This window comes from Halomonas organivorans, from assembly GCF_014192055.1.
GTDB classification, from domain to species: Bacteria; Pseudomonadota; Gammaproteobacteria; order Pseudomonadales; family Halomonadaceae; genus Halomonas; species Halomonas organivorans.
Genome location: NZ_JACHXM010000002.1, coordinates 131,263 through 146,339, shown reverse-complemented (window position 1 = coordinate 146,339; position 15,077 = coordinate 131,263). Strand labels below are relative to the sequence as shown.

15 protein-coding genes are annotated in these 15,077 nt (G+C 67.8%); 3 read left to right on the top strand and 12 right to left on the bottom strand.

Translation table 11 applies throughout. The features are described 5' to 3' along the window. Window positions 1–62 precede the first annotated feature (62 nt). The 4 genes from FHR96_RS03310 to FHR96_RS03295 all read right to left on the bottom strand — a co-directional run bounded on the left by FHR96_RS03310 (window position 63) and on the right by FHR96_RS03295 (window position 3,364). Complete coding sequence (locus FHR96_RS03310; RefSeq protein ID WP_343066322.1) at window positions 63–689, bottom strand: nucleotidyltransferase family protein; 627 nt, start codon at window positions 687–689, stop codon at window positions 63–65. Further along, window positions 686–1,684, bottom strand: coding sequence for an NADP-dependent oxidoreductase (locus FHR96_RS03305; protein WP_183386235.1), 999 nt, complete (start codon window positions 1,682–1,684; stop codon window positions 686–688). Before FHR96_RS03305 ends, FHR96_RS03310 begins: the two co-directional genes overlap by 4 nt. Before the next feature lie 140 nt (window positions 1,685–1,824). Further along, window positions 1,825–2,877, bottom strand: coding sequence for an NAD(P)-dependent alcohol dehydrogenase (locus FHR96_RS03300; protein WP_183386234.1), 1,053 nt, complete (start codon window positions 2,875–2,877; stop codon window positions 1,825–1,827). A gap of 205 nt (window positions 2,878–3,082) precedes the next feature. Then, on the bottom strand, window positions 3,083–3,364 hold the full coding sequence (locus FHR96_RS03295) for a hypothetical protein (protein WP_183386233.1): 282 nt from the start codon (window positions 3,362–3,364) through the stop codon (window positions 3,083–3,085). 258 nt (window positions 3,365–3,622) lie between these two features. Between FHR96_RS03295 and FHR96_RS03290 the strand changes: the two genes are divergently transcribed. After that, window positions 3,623–4,519, top strand: coding sequence for an AraC family transcriptional regulator (locus FHR96_RS03290; RefSeq protein WP_183386232.1), 897 nt, complete (start codon window positions 3,623–3,625; stop codon window positions 4,517–4,519). Window positions 4,520–4,533: 14 nt separating this feature from the next. On the opposite strand, the gene FHR96_RS03285 is transcribed toward FHR96_RS03290, so the two are convergent. The 4 genes from FHR96_RS03285 to FHR96_RS03270 all read right to left on the bottom strand — a co-directional run bounded on the left by FHR96_RS03285 (window position 4,534) and on the right by FHR96_RS03270 (window position 8,509). After that, on the bottom strand, window positions 4,534–4,815 hold the full coding sequence (locus FHR96_RS03285; RefSeq protein WP_183386231.1) for a DUF503 domain-containing protein: 282 nt from the start codon (window positions 4,813–4,815) through the stop codon (window positions 4,534–4,536). Window positions 4,816–4,883: 68 nt separating this feature from the next. Next, window positions 4,884–5,996: an FAD-dependent monooxygenase gene (locus FHR96_RS03280; RefSeq protein ID WP_183386230.1), complete on the bottom strand. Its 1,113-nt coding sequence runs from the start codon at window positions 5,994–5,996 to the stop codon at window positions 4,884–4,886. After that, entirely contained in the window at window positions 5,993–7,834 is a 1,842-nt protein-coding gene (locus FHR96_RS03275) for a LodA/GoxA family CTQ-dependent oxidase (RefSeq protein ID WP_183386229.1), read from the bottom strand. The genes FHR96_RS03280 and FHR96_RS03275 overlap by 4 nt, the downstream gene beginning before the upstream one ends. Window positions 7,835–8,041: 207 nt before the next feature. Beyond that, entirely contained in the window at window positions 8,042–8,509 is a 468-nt protein-coding gene (locus FHR96_RS03270; protein ID WP_183386228.1) for a carboxymuconolactone decarboxylase family protein, read from the bottom strand. A 120-nt stretch (window positions 8,510–8,629) separates the two neighbouring features. Between FHR96_RS03270 and FHR96_RS03265 the strand changes: the two genes are divergently transcribed. Then, window positions 8,630–9,424, top strand: a complete 795-nt coding sequence (locus tag FHR96_RS03265; protein ID WP_183386227.1) for a helix-turn-helix domain-containing protein — start codon at window positions 8,630–8,632, stop codon at window positions 9,422–9,424. A 32-nt stretch (window positions 9,425–9,456) separates the two neighbouring features. Then, complete coding sequence (locus FHR96_RS03260; protein ID WP_183386226.1) at window positions 9,457–9,780, top strand: TfoX/Sxy family protein; 324 nt, start codon at window positions 9,457–9,459, stop codon at window positions 9,778–9,780. A gap of 22 nt (window positions 9,781–9,802) precedes the next feature. Here FHR96_RS03260 and FHR96_RS03255 read toward each other — a convergent pair whose 3' ends face one another. The 4 genes from FHR96_RS03255 to FHR96_RS03240 all read right to left on the bottom strand — a co-directional run bounded on the left by FHR96_RS03255 (window position 9,803) and on the right by FHR96_RS03240 (window position 15,068). Next, window positions 9,803–11,206 (bottom strand): efflux transporter outer membrane subunit, encoded by a 1,404-nt coding sequence (locus tag FHR96_RS03255; RefSeq protein ID WP_183386225.1) that lies wholly within the window; start codon window positions 11,204–11,206, stop codon window positions 9,803–9,805. Further along, window positions 11,199–13,133 carry a MacB family efflux pump subunit gene (locus FHR96_RS03250; protein WP_183386224.1) on the bottom strand — a complete coding sequence of 645 codons (1,935 nt, stop codon included), beginning with the start codon at window positions 13,131–13,133 and terminating at the stop codon, window positions 11,199–11,201. The genes FHR96_RS03255 and FHR96_RS03250 overlap by 8 nt, the downstream gene beginning before the upstream one ends. Next, window positions 13,133–14,284, bottom strand: coding sequence for an efflux RND transporter periplasmic adaptor subunit (locus tag FHR96_RS03245; RefSeq protein WP_183386223.1), 1,152 nt, complete (start codon window positions 14,282–14,284; stop codon window positions 13,133–13,135). Before FHR96_RS03245 ends, FHR96_RS03250 begins: the two co-directional genes overlap by 1 nt. A 193-nt stretch (window positions 14,285–14,477) precedes the next feature. Next, window positions 14,478–15,068 carry an SCO family protein gene (locus tag FHR96_RS03240; protein ID WP_246392757.1) on the bottom strand — a complete coding sequence of 197 codons (591 nt, stop codon included), beginning with the start codon at window positions 15,066–15,068 and terminating at the stop codon, window positions 14,478–14,480. Window positions 15,069–15,077: the final 9 nt, after the last annotated feature.

The following is a 15,077-nucleotide window of genomic DNA, read 5'->3' as shown; positions in this document are numbered from 1 at the left end:
GGGCGCTCACTCGGGGCAGTGTAGCCGCCACCTCGGCCAGCGGTTTGGCTGGATGGCCTTTTTCACGCTAAGCCTCGAGGCAGGGCTGCCAGGTCCGAGGCGATGTCGATGTCCAGGTGGATGCCGGGATCGCCCATCGCAAGCTCGAGGCAGTGGCCTCGGTGGCGGGCGATCACGCGGCGTGCGCCTTCGTCGCCGCCGAGACTGGCGAGTTCGCTCCAGTAGGCGCGGCCGAACAGCACCGGATGCCCGGGGCGGCCGGCGTGGCGGGGGCGCACGATGCGCTCTCTGGCGGCGTGATCCAGCAGCCGCTTCAGCGTCTCGTCGGCCAGGGCCGGCATATCGCCGAGCAGCACCGCGGCGGCCTCGAACTCGGCCAGGGCATCGTCCTTCGCCAGGGCGGCGAAGGCGTCGGCGAGGCTGGCGCCGAGCCCGTCGCCGGCATGGGGCGCACGGATCAGCGGCGTATCCGGGGCGAGCCCCAGGGCGACGGGATCGTCCTCGTCGCGAAGCACCACGCGCAGGTGTGCAAACGCGCCGACGGCCCTGGCCACCGTGGCGGCCAGCAGCGTCTGGCCCGACGGCAGCCGGGCCAGACGCTTGTCCGCGGCGCCGAAGCGCCGCGAAGCGCCGGCGGCCATGATCACCGCCAGCACGTCCGGGCTAGCTTCCCGGTCGGGTCGGTTCACAGGCGAACCAGCATCTTGCCGCGGTTGGCGCCCTCGAACAGCTTGAGGAAGGCGTCCGGGGTGCGTTCCAGGCCGTCTTCCACGGTCTCGTCGTCGTCGAGGCGGCCGCTTTCGACCTGCGGGCCGACCTCCTCGAGGAACTGCGGGTAGTGGGCCCAGTGGTCGAAGACGATGAAGCCTTCCATGCGGGCACGACGGATCAGCAGCATCGCCAGGTTGTCGGGACCGGCGCTGGGAGTGGCCTCGTTGTAGCGGGCGATCATCCCGCACACAGCGATGCGCGCCCCGACCCGCAGGGTGTTCAGCGCGGCTTCCAGACAGATACCGCCGACGTTCTCGTAGTAGACGTCGAAGCCCTCGGGACAGGCTTCCCGTAGCGCCGCGGTGAGCTCGTCGGCATCGCGATCCTTGTAGCTGACCGCCTTGACGCCGAGCGACTCTAGCCAGTCGAGCTTGTCCTGCGAGCCGGCGATGCCGACCACGGTGCCGCCCTTGGCCTTGGCCAGCTGCACGGCCAGCGAGCCTACGGCGCCGGCGGCGCCGCTGACCAGCACGTTGTCGCCTTCCTGCATCTCGGCAATGCGGTTGAGGCCGGCCCAGGCGGTCATGCCCGGCATGCCCAGCACGCCCAGGTAGGCCTGTTCCGGCACATCGAAGTCGGGCAGGTGTTCGAGCTGCTCGGCCGGCAATTGGGCGATGTCCCGCCAGCCGCCCATGTGGCGCACCCGGGTGCCTGTGGGGAAGGCCTCAGCGCGGGATTCGATGACCTCGCCGATGGCCGCGCCTTGCAGCGGCGCGCCCAGCTCGAAGGGGTCGATGTAGGTGGTGACGCCGCTCATGCGGCCGCGCATGTAGGGGTCCACCGACAGCCAGGTGTTGCGCACCCGCACCTCGCCCTCGGCCAGCGCCGGCAGCTCGGCGGTTTCCAGCGCGAACAGCTCGCGTTCCGGCGTGCCTTCCGGGTGGGCGTGGATGGTGAAGTAGCGTGACTGCATGTCGTGCTCTCCTGATGGAGGGTGGCGAGATTCGTGCGGTTCACAGCCTACGTCATGCAGGTGATGGACGGCCAATGAACCGGGTCCGCGACGCCGCCGGCCGCCCAGGAGGGCGGCCGGCGGTCGAGGGGATGAGGACATCAGTCCTTGAGCGAGGCCATGTCGATGACGAAGCGGTAGCGCACGTCGCTCTTCTGCATGCGCTCGAAGGCGGTGTTGATGTCCTGGATGTCGATCATCTCGACGTCGCAGCGGATGTCGTGCTCGGCGCAGAAGTCGAGCAGCTCCTGGGTCTCTTCGATGCCGCCGATCAGCGAGCCGGCCAGCACGCGGCGCTTGAACACCAGGTTGAAGGCCTGCACGGCCGGTTCGATAGGCTCGAGCAGGCCGACCAGGATGTGGGTGCCGTCGTACTTCAGGGCGCCGAGGTACGGGTTGATATCGTGCTGCACCGGCACGGTGTCGAGCATGAAGTCGTAGGTCTCGGCGACCGCGGCCATCTGCTCCTCGTCGGTGGAGACGACGACGTGATGAGCGCCGTGGCGACGGGCTTCCTCGATCTTGGCCTCGGAGCGGGTGAACACGGTGACCTCGGCGCCCAGCGCCTTGGCCAGCTTGACGCCCATGTGGCCGAGGCCGCCCATGCCGATCACGCCGACCTTGTCGCCGGCCTTCACACCGTAGTGCTTGAGCGGCGAGTAGGTGGTGATGCCGGCGCACAGGATCGGCGCGGCGGAGGCCAGGTCGATGCCTTCCGGCATGCGCAGCACGAAGTGCTCGTTGACCACGATCTTGTCGGAGTAGCCGCCCTGGGTGAACACGCCGTCCTGGCGATCCGGGGCGCCATAGGTCGGGGTGAAGCCGTTCAGGCAGTACTGCTCGTGGCCGTCCTCGCAGGGATGGCAGTGGCGGCAGGAATCGACCATGCAGCCCACGCCGACGACATCGCCGACCCGGAACTGGCTGACGTCGCTGCCCACGGCGGTGACGCGGCCGACGATCTCGTGGCCCGGGACGATCGGGTATTCGGTGGCCCCCCAGTCGTTCTGCGCATAGTGCAGGTCGCTGTGGCAGACGCCGCAGTAGAGGATCTCGATGGCGACGTCGTCCGCGCGTGGCTCGCGACGCTCGAAGGTGTAGGGGGCCAGTGGCTGGTCGGCGGCGTGGGCCGCATAGGAATGGGCTTGGCTCATGAAACGAGACTCCTCTCGGTATGAGGGGGTAGGGATACGCGGACATTATGGGAAGCCGGGACGCGGTCATGGACCGTCGTTTCTCCGGCGTTTTTGCGCATTCCTCCGAAAGCTCGGCGGCGACCTGCGCATGATGTCCGGTAAATCGTCATAATCGGCCGGCTGTGGAATCGCCGCGAAATACCAGGCGACGACCTGCGCCGGTTCAGCTGGTGGCATGCCGGGCCGGCTCGAGGGCGTCGTCGTGGACCGCGAAGCGGGTCTCGACGCTGCGGGCCTTCAGGGCGGCACTGGCTTTCTGCATTGCCGCGCTACCGCCGCCGAAATGGGCGCTCACGGTGGGTCGCTCCGTTGCCTCCGCCTGCTGGTTCAGCGGTGCCAGCGGCGCCTGGTTGAGCTGCAGGGCGCGCTCGGCGGCATTGTCGGCCTGGGCAGTCAGGGACAGGGTGGACAGGAGCAGGGCGGACAGGGTCAGTCGGGTCTTCATGGATCGGTCTCCAATGTCGGGGAACATCACACGGCGTTCGGTGGCGAGGGAGCGGCCCGCGTGTGGCCGGGGCCTGTCGTGTCGAACGCGGTGACCTCGCGTGAGGATGGCGACATTATGGCGGGGCAAGGGACTGCTGGGGACCGATGTTTCTCCGTCGTTTTTGCCTGTTCCTGCGATATTTGTTGTGATTTTGACTTTTATGACGCTTAAATCATCATGATCGTATGATGGCAGCCTCCAGAAAAGGAGCCCAGGATGCAAGCCTCGAACGCCAGTGCACGTCCCTTGATCGAGTTGATCGCGCCCTTGGTCGAGCGTGACGGCTATACGCCGACGCCGCTGTCGTCGGTCACGTTGATGGCGGTGCGTCGCCACGTGGCCCGCACGCCGCTGATGTATGAGCCGAGCCTGATCATCGTTGCCCAGGGCTACAAGATCGGCCATCTCGGCGACCGCGAGATCCATTACGGCCCCGGGCAGTATCTGGTGCAGACGCTGCCGTTGCCCTTCGAGTGCGAGACCCATGCCTCGCTCGAGTCGCCGCTATTGGGCGTGTCGATTCGTCTTGACCCGGCGCTGCTGGGCGAGCTGGTAACGGCCATGGGGGAGCGGGACGAGGAGGGGGAGACGCCCGTGCCCATGGCATCGGTGTCGATGACCGACGGCATGCAGGGCGCCGTGGTGCGGCTGCTGCAGACGCTGCACGACCCTGCCGAGACCGCCGCCATGGGAGCGCTGCGCGTGCGCGACGTGGTGTTCGAGGCGCTGAAGGGCCAGCAGGGCTCGGCGCTGCGCGCCCTGGTGCAACATCAGGGCCACTACTCACGGATCGTCCAGGTGCTGTCGCGGCTGCATGCCCATTACGCGGAGGAGGTCTCGGTGGAGGAAATGGCTCGCCAGGCCAACATGAGTCCCTCGACCTTTCACCAGCACTTCAAGCAGATCGCCCAGGCATCGCCGCTGCAGTATTTGAAGCGCCTGCGCCTGATCAAGGCCCAGCAACTGCTCGTGCAGGAGGCCAGCAACGTCAATCAGGCCGCCGAGGCGGTAGGGTATCGCAGCGTTTCCCAGTTCAGCCGCGACTACAAGCGCTATTTCGGCATCTCGCCGCTGCAGCACCGCAAGGAAGAACGCGCCCTGCAGGCGTCGTGACCGACGCCTGAACGCTACAGAATCTCGCGTATCGCCTCGGTGACCCGGCCGTCCACGCCGCGCTGCAGCCTGTCCTCGATCTCGCTGCACAGCGATTCGACCTCCGGCACCGAGTGGCCCGCGACCACGAAGGTCCATTCGCTGGTGGTCAGGCTGTTGCGCTCGCCGCTCTCGCAGACCGCCACCGTGGGGCTGCGCCCGAAGCGCTCGTGCAGGCCGCCCATTCGCTGGCGTTTCTCCTTGAGCGAGGTGCAGCCGGGCAGGGCGAAGGTCATGGTAAGGATGCCGATATGCATGATGGCCGTTGCCGCCGGAAATCTTCACTCGAGACGCTCAGGATAGCGGACCAGGAGGGAGTACGGTCCTACGAGACTCGGCGACCCGCCGGCGCCATGCACCGCCGTTGCCAGAAGGGCTCCCGGGAGAAGCGTTTGGGTCCCTGATAGCTGGCGCGGAGGTGCTGCAGGTAGCGCTGGGCAACTGCCTGCATCTCCTGCTGGTAGGCACCGAGTGAGCGGTGCAGGCCGCTCTCGATCGCTCGGGCCGCGCTGGCGGCCGAGGCCAGGGCGTGGAAGAGCCCCTGGGAGGCCAGCGGGTCGAAGGCCAGCAGTGCGTCGCCGACGGCCAGGAATCCCGGCCCCGCCCTTGGCAGTTGTGCCACGTCCAGCAGCGAGGTGCCGGCCGGTCGGCCGCGAATGCGCTCGGGGGCGTCGGCGCCTTGCAGTGCCTCCGCCAGCAAGGCGTGCTGCCGGGCCGTGGCCAGGAAAGCCTCGGGATGCCTGAGGCGGTGGTGCAAGGGGTCATCGAGGTCCAGGTGACAGGCCAGCACGCGGCGCCCCCCGGGAAGGGGCACGGTATACCACCAACCGTGGGCATCGGCCTGCACGCGCATGGTGTTGTCGCGGCTCTCGGGAGGGCGTTCCAGGAAGCCGTAAAGGCACAGCAGCGGGGGACCATCGTGGCGTGAAAGGCCCAGCTGTCGGGCCAGGCTGCCGCGGCGGCCGGTGGCGTCCACCAGCACGGGCGCCCGGACCTCGCCCAGGGGCGTCTCCAACTGCCACTCGCCACGTCGATGGGCCACGTTCGAGACAGGCGAGCCCTGACGTAGCGTTACGCCGACGTCCAACGCCTGTTGCTGCAGCATCTGCTCGAAGGCTCGACGATCCAGGTACCAGCCTGGGCCGGCGGGGTCGACGATGGCGTCGCGCCAGACCGGGCAGTCGATGTCCCACACGGAGACCGCGGCGCCTCGCTCCCGGTGTCCCGCGTCCCGAAAGGTGGCCAGAACGCCGAGGCGCTGCAGCAGAACGGCAGCGGCCCCTGGCAGCGACTCGCCGATGGGCGGCGATGCCGGCGGATTGTCGCGGCGCTCCAGCACCAGCACCCGCCGATGCGGTCGCAGCAGGGTGGCGAGCGCCAGGCCCGCGGGGCCGCCGCCGACGATCACCGCGTCCCAGGCTTGCCGGTCGCCGCTCACCGTTCGCGCCGCCGGGCGATCAGCAGTTCGCGCATGCCCTCGTCGGTGTGCCGGCGCTCCTCGGGCGTCAGGTCGTGCCCGCCCCGATCCTCGACCTGCATGTGCGACGGGAAGTCGGGGTCGTCGGTCGGCCCCGGCCGCACCTCGACGATGCCCATGTCATCGAAGTGAGCCACCATGTTGGCCAGCTGGGTCTTCTTGCCGACGCCGAGGGTGCGGTCCCAGTCGGCGCGCTGGTGGTAGGCGGCCAGGCGTTCCTCCCGCGGCAGCGAATCGTCCATGACCCGGCGGTAGTTCTGTTCGCTCAGTACCTGGTTGGGCACCCGGGCCGGCCAGAAGGTGGGCAGATAAGGGTCGTATGCGGCGTCGTAGCCGGAGCGGCAGCTGGCGGTGTCGGTCTGCCAGGGAATCGCCATCCAGCGGGTGATGGAGCCTGGCGACTGGCCGTACAGCGGGCCGTCGTAGGACAGCGCCTGTTCGGGCGTCAGGGTCGTGCCGTAGTCCGGCTCCGGGTTTTCGGCAGCGCGGTGGCGCCAGCGGTAGGGTTCCAGGTACATGCTGCTGTGGCGCACCGGCCAGGTCATTTCGCAGCCGGGGTGGAAGGCATCGGCGATGCAGAACTCCAGGGCCGCGCGGTCGAGCATGGCAGGCTGCTGCGCGACCGGCACCTCATCAATGCCGCTCGGTGACACCCGATGGGGGTCGTAGTCGGCGTCGAAGTCGCCGGCCACCCACTTGTCCAGCATCGCCAGCTGGGTGGTGGTCAGGGCGTTCATGGCGTCGGCCACGCGCGGCATCGGGACGTCCATGGCATCGCCGTAGATCCACGGCCATGGCTTCTGTGAGATGTCGCCGTCCCGGGGATTGCGAAAGCCGTTGGCCACGCTGCGCCGCAGTTCGGCATAGGTATCGCCCGGCGCTGCCAACTGCTCGAGATAGCGCGGCTCCAGGAAGTGCTGGGGCATGCCGTAGCCGAAGCCGGCGGCAAAGCCGGCGTTCATCCACTGCAGGTCGCACATGGCCTTGAGGATCGGCAGGATGTCGTCGCTGAACGAGGGGCGGGCGGTCGTCGGCAGTTGGCCGGCCTTGATCGCCAGGTCTGTCATCAGCGCGTACATGGTCCGCACCGCCTTCTGCTGGGGACCGTAGTTGGGCGGCGCCACCACCACCCAGGCCGGCACGACCTCGATGGCGCGGCCGTTTACCTGCACCTCGGCCGTCACCGGCCCGTCGCCGGTGTCGTCGTACCAGCCGTCGTTGTTGGCGAAGGTGGTGGGTGGCTCCCCGCGGTAGGAGGCGGACTGGCCCTGGCCGCCGAAGACCCGCAGGCGGCCGGCGTCATCGGTACGCAGCTCGCCCAGCGGCACTTCGATACCCATGAAGGAGCCGCCGGTGAACTGGAACTCCGGGCCGCGGCCGGAGGGGATCTCGATGCGGCGGGGGTCGGGCGTGATGGACAGCAGGTGGCGCTCCGAGGTCGGTACCTCGTGGTTGCGGCGCTGCGAAGGCGGTGCCGATGCCGCTTCCGGGATGTCCAGGGCGAGATGGAAGTCGTACCAGGCCGCCTTGTGGTTGGCCAGCTCCACCGTCCAGGCGATGCGGGTGTCGGCATCCATGGTCAGCTCTCGAACCACCTGGCCGTTGCCGTCGTAGCCGTAGAGACGGAATTCGGCCACTTCGCGCTTGAGGGCGCCGCTGGCGTCCCGGTAGTGGCCGGGCTCCTGGGGCGGGGGATCGATGACCTGGGGGCCGATGGTAAAGCCATCGACGTCCCGTGAATTGCCGACCCTGGCAATGCCGATGGCCGGGTGGATCTTGGCGTAGGCGATCTCGGTCATCCTGCTTCCCCTTTTCAGGGCGCTACGTCAGGCCACTTGGGATGCCTGGCGTCGCGCCGGTCCATGATGTCATGCGGCGAACGAGTGCCGCTTTATCGTCAAAGTCTTATTGAGGGTAGTCCTTGGGAATGAGAGGCCGGCTAGTGTTTTCAACGCTCGTTCTCGCGGCGACGGCCACGGGCGCCGGCCGCCGCCTGATCCGAACTCTCAGCGCGCGGCGTCGAACTGGCCCGGCGTATAGCTGCCGGCTTCGGCACCGAAGCCGACGCTCAGGCGGTTCCAGCCGTTGATGGCCACGATCGCCATGGTCAAATCCACGATCTGCTTGTCGCTGAAGTGCCGACGCAGTTCCGCCAACAGGCCGTCGTCGAGGTCCGCTTGGGCCAGCTGGGTGGTGGCTTCGGCCCATGCCAGGACGGCCCGTTCGCTCTCCTGGAAGAAGGGGGTGTCGCGCCAGGCGCTGAGAGCATACAGGCGCTGCTCGGCTTCTCCGGCCAGTCGGGCATCCTGAGTGTGCATGTCGATGCAGAATGCGCAGCGGTTGAGCTGGGAGACGCGTATCTTGATCAGGTGCAGCAGGCTGGCATCCAGCGACCGTTCGGCCTTGACGTAGTGCTCCAGCCCGGCCATGGCGCGCAAGGCGCCCGGGGCTTCCGACGGATAGTTCAGTTGCATGGCTCGTCTCCTTGTCTTGTGGGAACGAGAGGCAAACTACCCCCTGTCGGCGGTCGAGCCATTGTAAAAAATCGACATCGCCCGATAAGATGCGGCATCGACGCTCGTGGACGCCATGCGATGGTCGCTTTTCACACCTACCGCCCCAGCCCGGCGCTCGCCCCTCACGTGCAGTGCTATTGGCACCTGTGCCATGAAGGCGATGCCAGCCCGCCCCGCTTCATGCATCCGGATGCCGGCAGCGGCCTCATCTTCACCCTGGCCGGCGCGTTGGCTCTCGACGGCGAGGCGATGGAGATGGCTACCCTCGTCTGCGGGCCGGCCATGCGCAGCGCACGAGTCGAGTTCATCGGGCCGCTTGAGGCCTTCGGTATCCGCTTCCATCCCGGGCACGGCTATCCCTTCTTCGGCATGCCGTTGCCGGAGCTGGGCGGCCACCGTGACCTGTCGCTGTTGCCCAGATCCTTGCAGACGTTCGAGGCGTTGCAGGAGCGCATGGCCGAGGTGCGGGGAACGGACGAGCGTATCGCCCTGATCGAGGCGAGCCTGTTGCGGCGGCTGGGCCACTGCCGGACGTGGCATCATCCCGACCTGGCTCAACTGCTGGGCATGATCGAGCGGCATCGCGGAACTCTGCCGCTGTCGCGGTTGATGGCGCACAGCGGCATCGGCCAGCGCCAGTTGGAACGCCTGTTCAGTACCCAGGTGGGTTTCACTCCCAAGCAGTTCAGCCGCCTGCAGCGGATCGGCTATGCGCGTGAGCTGGTGAAGTCGGACATGGAGGCGTCGATGACCGATATTGCTTACCGCACGGGCTTTGCCGACCAGGCACATTTCACCCATGAGTTCCGGCGGGTGATGGGCATCACGCCCGGGGCCTATCATGCGAAGTGGTTGGCGATGACGATGGGATGACCCGTCGCTGGTGTCCAAATTGCGGGGGCACGATGAGCGAGTACACGGAGTATCTGCAGGATGTCTTTGCGCTGCTGGGGTCCATCAGCGCGCGCCGGATGTTCGGCGGGCACGGCATCTATCACGACGGGGTGATGTTTGCCCTGGTGACCGACGAGACCCTGTACCTCAAGACGGATACGGAAAACGTGGCGGATTTCGAACGCGAAGGGCTAGAACCCTTCGCGTATCTGCGCCGGGGCAAAGTGGTGAGACTTTCCTATCATCAGGCACCGGAAGCGCTGTTCGAGGACCCCGAGCTGGCGCTGGCATGGGCGCGGCGTTCCCTGGCGGCGGCGCTGCGGGGCCGCGCCTGAGCGGGTGGCGGCCCCGCGCGGGTCAGGCGTTTGGTGCCAATACCTCGTCGGCCCGTGCCTCGCCACCTTCGCCGAGCACGCGGTAGAGGGTGACGCGGGACTGGTATTGGCTGTAGGCCAGGTCCAGGCGGTTCTGGCGGGCGCTGTTGAAACTGCTCTGGGCGTTCAGCACGTCAGTGAGCTCGGTGGCGCCTTCCCGGTAGCGCACGCGGGCGATGCGGTAGGCTTCTTGCGCCTGTTGATAGGCCTCGTCGCGATACTGCTGCTGCGCCGCCAGGGCCTGCACGCTGCCGAGCGACTGCTCCACTTCCTGCAGGGCGGTCAGCAGGGTGCCGACGTAGCCGGCGCGCTGCTCCTCCCAGGCGGCGGTGGCCTGATCGACCCGGGCGCTGCGCGCGCCGCCGTCGAACAGCGTCTGGGGCAGCGACAGGGCCAGGTTGTAGAGGGCGTCGCCGCTGAGCAGCGAGGACAGGTCGCTGCTGGAGTAGCCGCCGCTGCCGGTGAGGGTGATCGACGGCCAGTAGTCCGCCCGGGCGATCGCGACCTGGCGGTCGGCGGCCATCAGCGAGGCCTGGGCCTGGGCGATATCCGGGCGCTGGGCGAGCACCTGGTCGGGCAGGCCGGCCTGGATGTCCGGCAGGGTCAGTGATTCGAGCTCGCCGCCGTCGACCGTGAACCCTTGTGGCGTCTCGCCGACCAGTACCGCCAGCGCATAGCGGCTCTGGCGCAGCTGCTGGCGCAGGTCGGGAAGCTGGGCCCGGGCGTTGGCCACCACGGTCCGCTGCTGGGCCAGGTCCTGGGGCGAGACGGCGCCGTTCTCCACCTTGGCGCGTACCTGCTCGAGCAGCCGTTCGGCCAGCCGCAGGTTGTCCTCGGTCAAGATCAGGCTGTCCTGCAGGTAGCGCACCTGGAGGTAGGTGTTCACCACGCTGGCGAGCACGGTGAGCTGCACGGTATCGCGGGCGAAGCGGCTGGCCAGCAGCGAGGCCTTGGCGGCATCGCGGTTGTTGCGCAGCGCGCCCCACAGGTCGAGCTCGTAGCTGGCATTGAGGTTGGCGCTGTAGCCCTCGGTGGTGCCGCCGGCGCCGATCGTGCCGCTGCGGCTGGCGCCGGTGGAGAGCCCCAGGGTCGGGAACAGCGAGGCGCCGGCCTGGGTGAGCTGGGCGTCGGCCTGCTCGATGCGGGCGGTGGCCGCCTGCAGGTCGGTGTTGGCCTCGAGCGCGCGACGCACCAGCCGGTCCAGCTCGGCGCTGCCGAACTGCGTCCACCAGCGTGGATGGTGCACCATGGCCTGGCTGGCGCGCTGCTGGTTGAGCCACTGGGCGGGCGGCTCGGAGGCTGGAGCGCTGAGCCCGGAGCTCATGGCGCAGCCGGAGAGCAGAGACGCCGCCAGCAGCAGGGCGACGGTGCGATTCATGCTAGTCATTGCTCAAAGCCTCCACGGGATTCAGGCGCGCGGCCTTGAGCGCCGGGGCAAAACCGAACAGCAGCCCGATGACGGCGGCGCAGAAGAACGACGCCACCATCACCGGCACGGAAAACACGATGGCCATGCCGAACCCGCCGAGCAGCAGCCCCACCAGCACGCCGGCGGCCACGCCGATGATGCCGCCCAGCGCGGAGACCACCACCGACTCGGTGAGGAACTGCTGGAGGATGTTGCGCTGGCGCGCTCCGGTGGCCATGCGGATACCGATCTCGTGCACGCGTTCGGCGACGCTGACCAGCATGATGTTCATCACCCCGATGCCACCGACCAGCAGCGAGATCGCGGCGATGGATCCAAGCAGCATGGTCAGGGTGTTCTGGGTCGCCGAGACCATGTCGAGCAGCGAGGCCATGTTGAACACGCGCACGTCGCGCTGGCCGTGGCGCTGGATGAGCAGGTCCACGGCGGCCTGTTCGGTGGCGTCGATGCGCGAGACGTCGTCCACCGCCAGGGTGATCGAGCGCAGGTAGTTCTGGCCGAACAGCCGCAGGGTACCGGTGGAGAGCGGCACGAACACCACGTCGTCCTGGTCGTCACCCCAGTCGGTGGCGCCCTGGGCGCCCATCACGCCGATCACCTGGAAGGGGATGCTGTCGAGCATCAGGAACTGGCCCAGCGGATCGCCGTCGGGGAAGAGGGTGTCTTTGACCGTCTGGCCGATCACCGCCACCGGCGCGTAGGCATTCTGGTCCTGTTCGCCGAAGAAGATGCCCTGTACCGGCTGCCAGTCGCGCAGGCTGGTGAAGGCCGGCGTCACCGCCTGCACGCTGGTGGAGACGTCCTGGCCGTTGGCCCGGGCGGTGACGCTGCCGGAGATCTCCGGCACGGCGGTACGCACGTTGGGCAGCGTCTCGAGCGCTTTGGCGTCGTCCGGTACCAGGGTGGCGATCACGCCGTCGGCCACGCGCTGCTGGCCGCGGTCCGGGCGGATCACCAGCAGGTTGGTGCCACGGTCGCTGATGCGCGCCACCACGTCCTGCTTGGCGCCCTGGCCGATCGCCAGCATCACCACCACCGCGCCGACGCCGATCACGATGCCGAGCAGCGTCAGCAGGGTGCGCAGCCAGTTGGCCCTGAGCGAGCGCAGCGCCATCAGCACCGCCTCGCCGATCTCGCCGGCGTCGGGCAGGCCGGAGCGCTTAGGCGGCTCGGCCACGGCGCGGACCTTGTCGCCATGGTGGGGGCGACGGCGGCGATCGTCGAGGATCCGGCCGTCGTGGAGCTCCACCACGCGGTCGGCGTGCTCCGCCACCTTGGCGTCATGGGTGATCACGATCACCGTATGGCCCCGGCGGGCCAGCCCGCGCAGCTGCTCCATCACCGCCTCGCCGCTGACGCTGTCCAGGGCGCCGGTGGGCTCGTCGGCCAGGATCACCTGGCCACCGTTCATCAGCGCCCGGGCGATGGAGACGCGCTGCTGCTGACCGCCGGAGAGCTGGTTGGGACGGTTCTCCAGTCGCTCGCCCAGTCCCAGTTCGTCGAGCAGCCGCTGGGCACGGGTCTTGCGCTCGTCGCGCGGCATGCCGGCGTAGATAGCGGGCAGGGCCACGTTTTCCCAGGCGCTGGCGGTGCCGATCAGGTGGTAGCTCTGGAACACGAAGCCGAACATCTCGCGCCGCAGCCAGGCCAGCTGCTCGTGGTCCATCTCGGTGATCGGCCGGCCGGCGAAACGATACTCGCCGTCGCTGGGCTGGTCCAGGCAGCCGAGGATATGCATCAGCGTGGACTTGCCGGAGCCGGAGCTGCCCATGATGGCGATGAACTCGCCGGCTTCGATGTCGAGGTCGATACCGTGCAGCACCTCCACGTCCTGTTCGCCGGCCGGGTAGCGCTTGCGGATGTCGCGCAGTTCGATCAGCGCCATCAGAACAGCCCCCGACGGCGCGGCGAGCCGCCAGTGTCGGCCTGGGCGGTCGCCCGGCCCAGCACCACTCGATCGCCTTCCTCGAGGCCGCGCTCGATCACCGTGCGCACCCGGTTGTTGAAGCCGGCCTCGACCGCGCGGAGCTGCGGGTTGCCCTGGGCATCGAGCACCCGCACCCGAGACTGGCCGTCGGTGCGCTGCACCGCGGCCACCGGTACGCTCAGGGCGTCATCGGCGGCCTGAACCACGAAGAATGCCTGGGCGGTCATGCCGGACATCAGCCGGCCGTCGTCGTTGTCGACGTCGAACTCTGCGGTGTAGAGCACCACGTTGTTGACCACTTCCGGCGTCGGCAGTACCTGGCGCAGGGTGCTGTCGTAGCGCACCCGGTCGTTGCCCAGGGTGTTGAAGTAGACCGGCATGCCCGCGGTGAGGCGGTCAACGTCGGCCTCGGAGACCTGGGTGGAAACCGTCATGGTCGACAGGTCGGCGATGCGCATCAGGGTCGGGGTAGTCTGGTTGGCGTTCAACGTCTGGCCCTCGCGAGCCTCGAGGCTGACCACCGTGCCGCTGCGCGGCGCATAGATCCTGGCGTAGCCGAGGTTGGCCTGGTCGCCCTCGACGCTGGCCTGCTTCTGGCGAATCTGTGCTTCGAGCACCTTGATCTGCGCCTGGTTCACGGCGAGCGTCGAGCGGGCCGTCTGGTAGGTGTCGTCGCTGGTGGCATCGGCCGCGCGCAGGCGCTGCTGGCGCTGATACTGCAGGCGGGCGAGCTCCAGTTCCGCCTGGCGCTGTTCGAGCTGGGCGCGCAGCGCCTCGAGTTCCGCCAGTCCGGCTTCCACCTGCGTCTGCTGCACCGAGGCGTCGATCTCCGCCAGCAGTTGGCCGGCTTCCACGCTGTCGCCCACGTCCACGTGCAGCTCGGTGAGCTGGCCGGACACCTGGGCGCCGACGTCAACGTAGTCCTTGGGTTCCAGCGTACCCAGCGCCGTCACCACTTCCTCGACGTCGCCGCGCTCTACCTGGGCGGTCTGCCATTCCACTTCCGGGGCCGATGCCAGCCCCCAGCGCCAGCCGGCTACCAGCAACAGGGCGACGATGATCAGCAACGACAGGGTCGTTTTCGGGCGACGGCGAATCCAGCGTGTCATGGCGCATCCAGGAACCAATGAGAATGGTTCACGACTCTAGCGTCGCAAATTGCAAACAATATGATTTGATTCGGATGAAAATGATAAGCGTGGGTGAGTGGTGAAGAGGGAAGGGAAAAGAAAAAGAGAAAATGAGGGAAGTGCGGTGAGGCGAGGGATTCCCATGGCGGTGGGGCCGCCATGGGAGTAGCAGTCAGCCCTGTGCTGCCAGGCGCGCGATGTCGGCAACCACGTTGTCCATGGGATCGCTGTCGCGGATCAGCAGTTTGGCGTTGCCTCGCGGGTCGAAGGCGAAGATGGCACTCGAGTGGCTGACGTCATAGCCGCCGTTGTCATCCTTTTCACCGTACTCGTAGGAGATTCGATAGCGGTTGGTCAGGGCATCGATCTGCGCGCGATCGCCCGTCAAGCCGACGAACTGGGGGCCGAAGATTTCGGTGTAGCCCTTCATGACCTCGGGGGTATCGCGCCCGGGATCGACCGAGACGAACAGCACCTGGAGATCGTCGCGCAGCGTGTCGTCGAGCCGCTTCGAGGCGGCCGCGATGCGGGCCAGGGTCGTCGGGCAGACATCGGGGCAATGGGTATAGCCGAAGTAGAGCAGCGTGGCCTTGCCGAGATAATCCTCGGCGTTCACGTCCCGGCCGTTTTCGTCGACGAGCGTGAAGTCGAGGGGCGGCATGACATCGGAAATATCCGTGGTGCGCCAGTTCTGGTCGCTGCACCCGGTCAGCCAGAGCGCGGCCGCCACCGGTATCAGCCACTTGGTCATCGCGTATTTCATGGACATGTT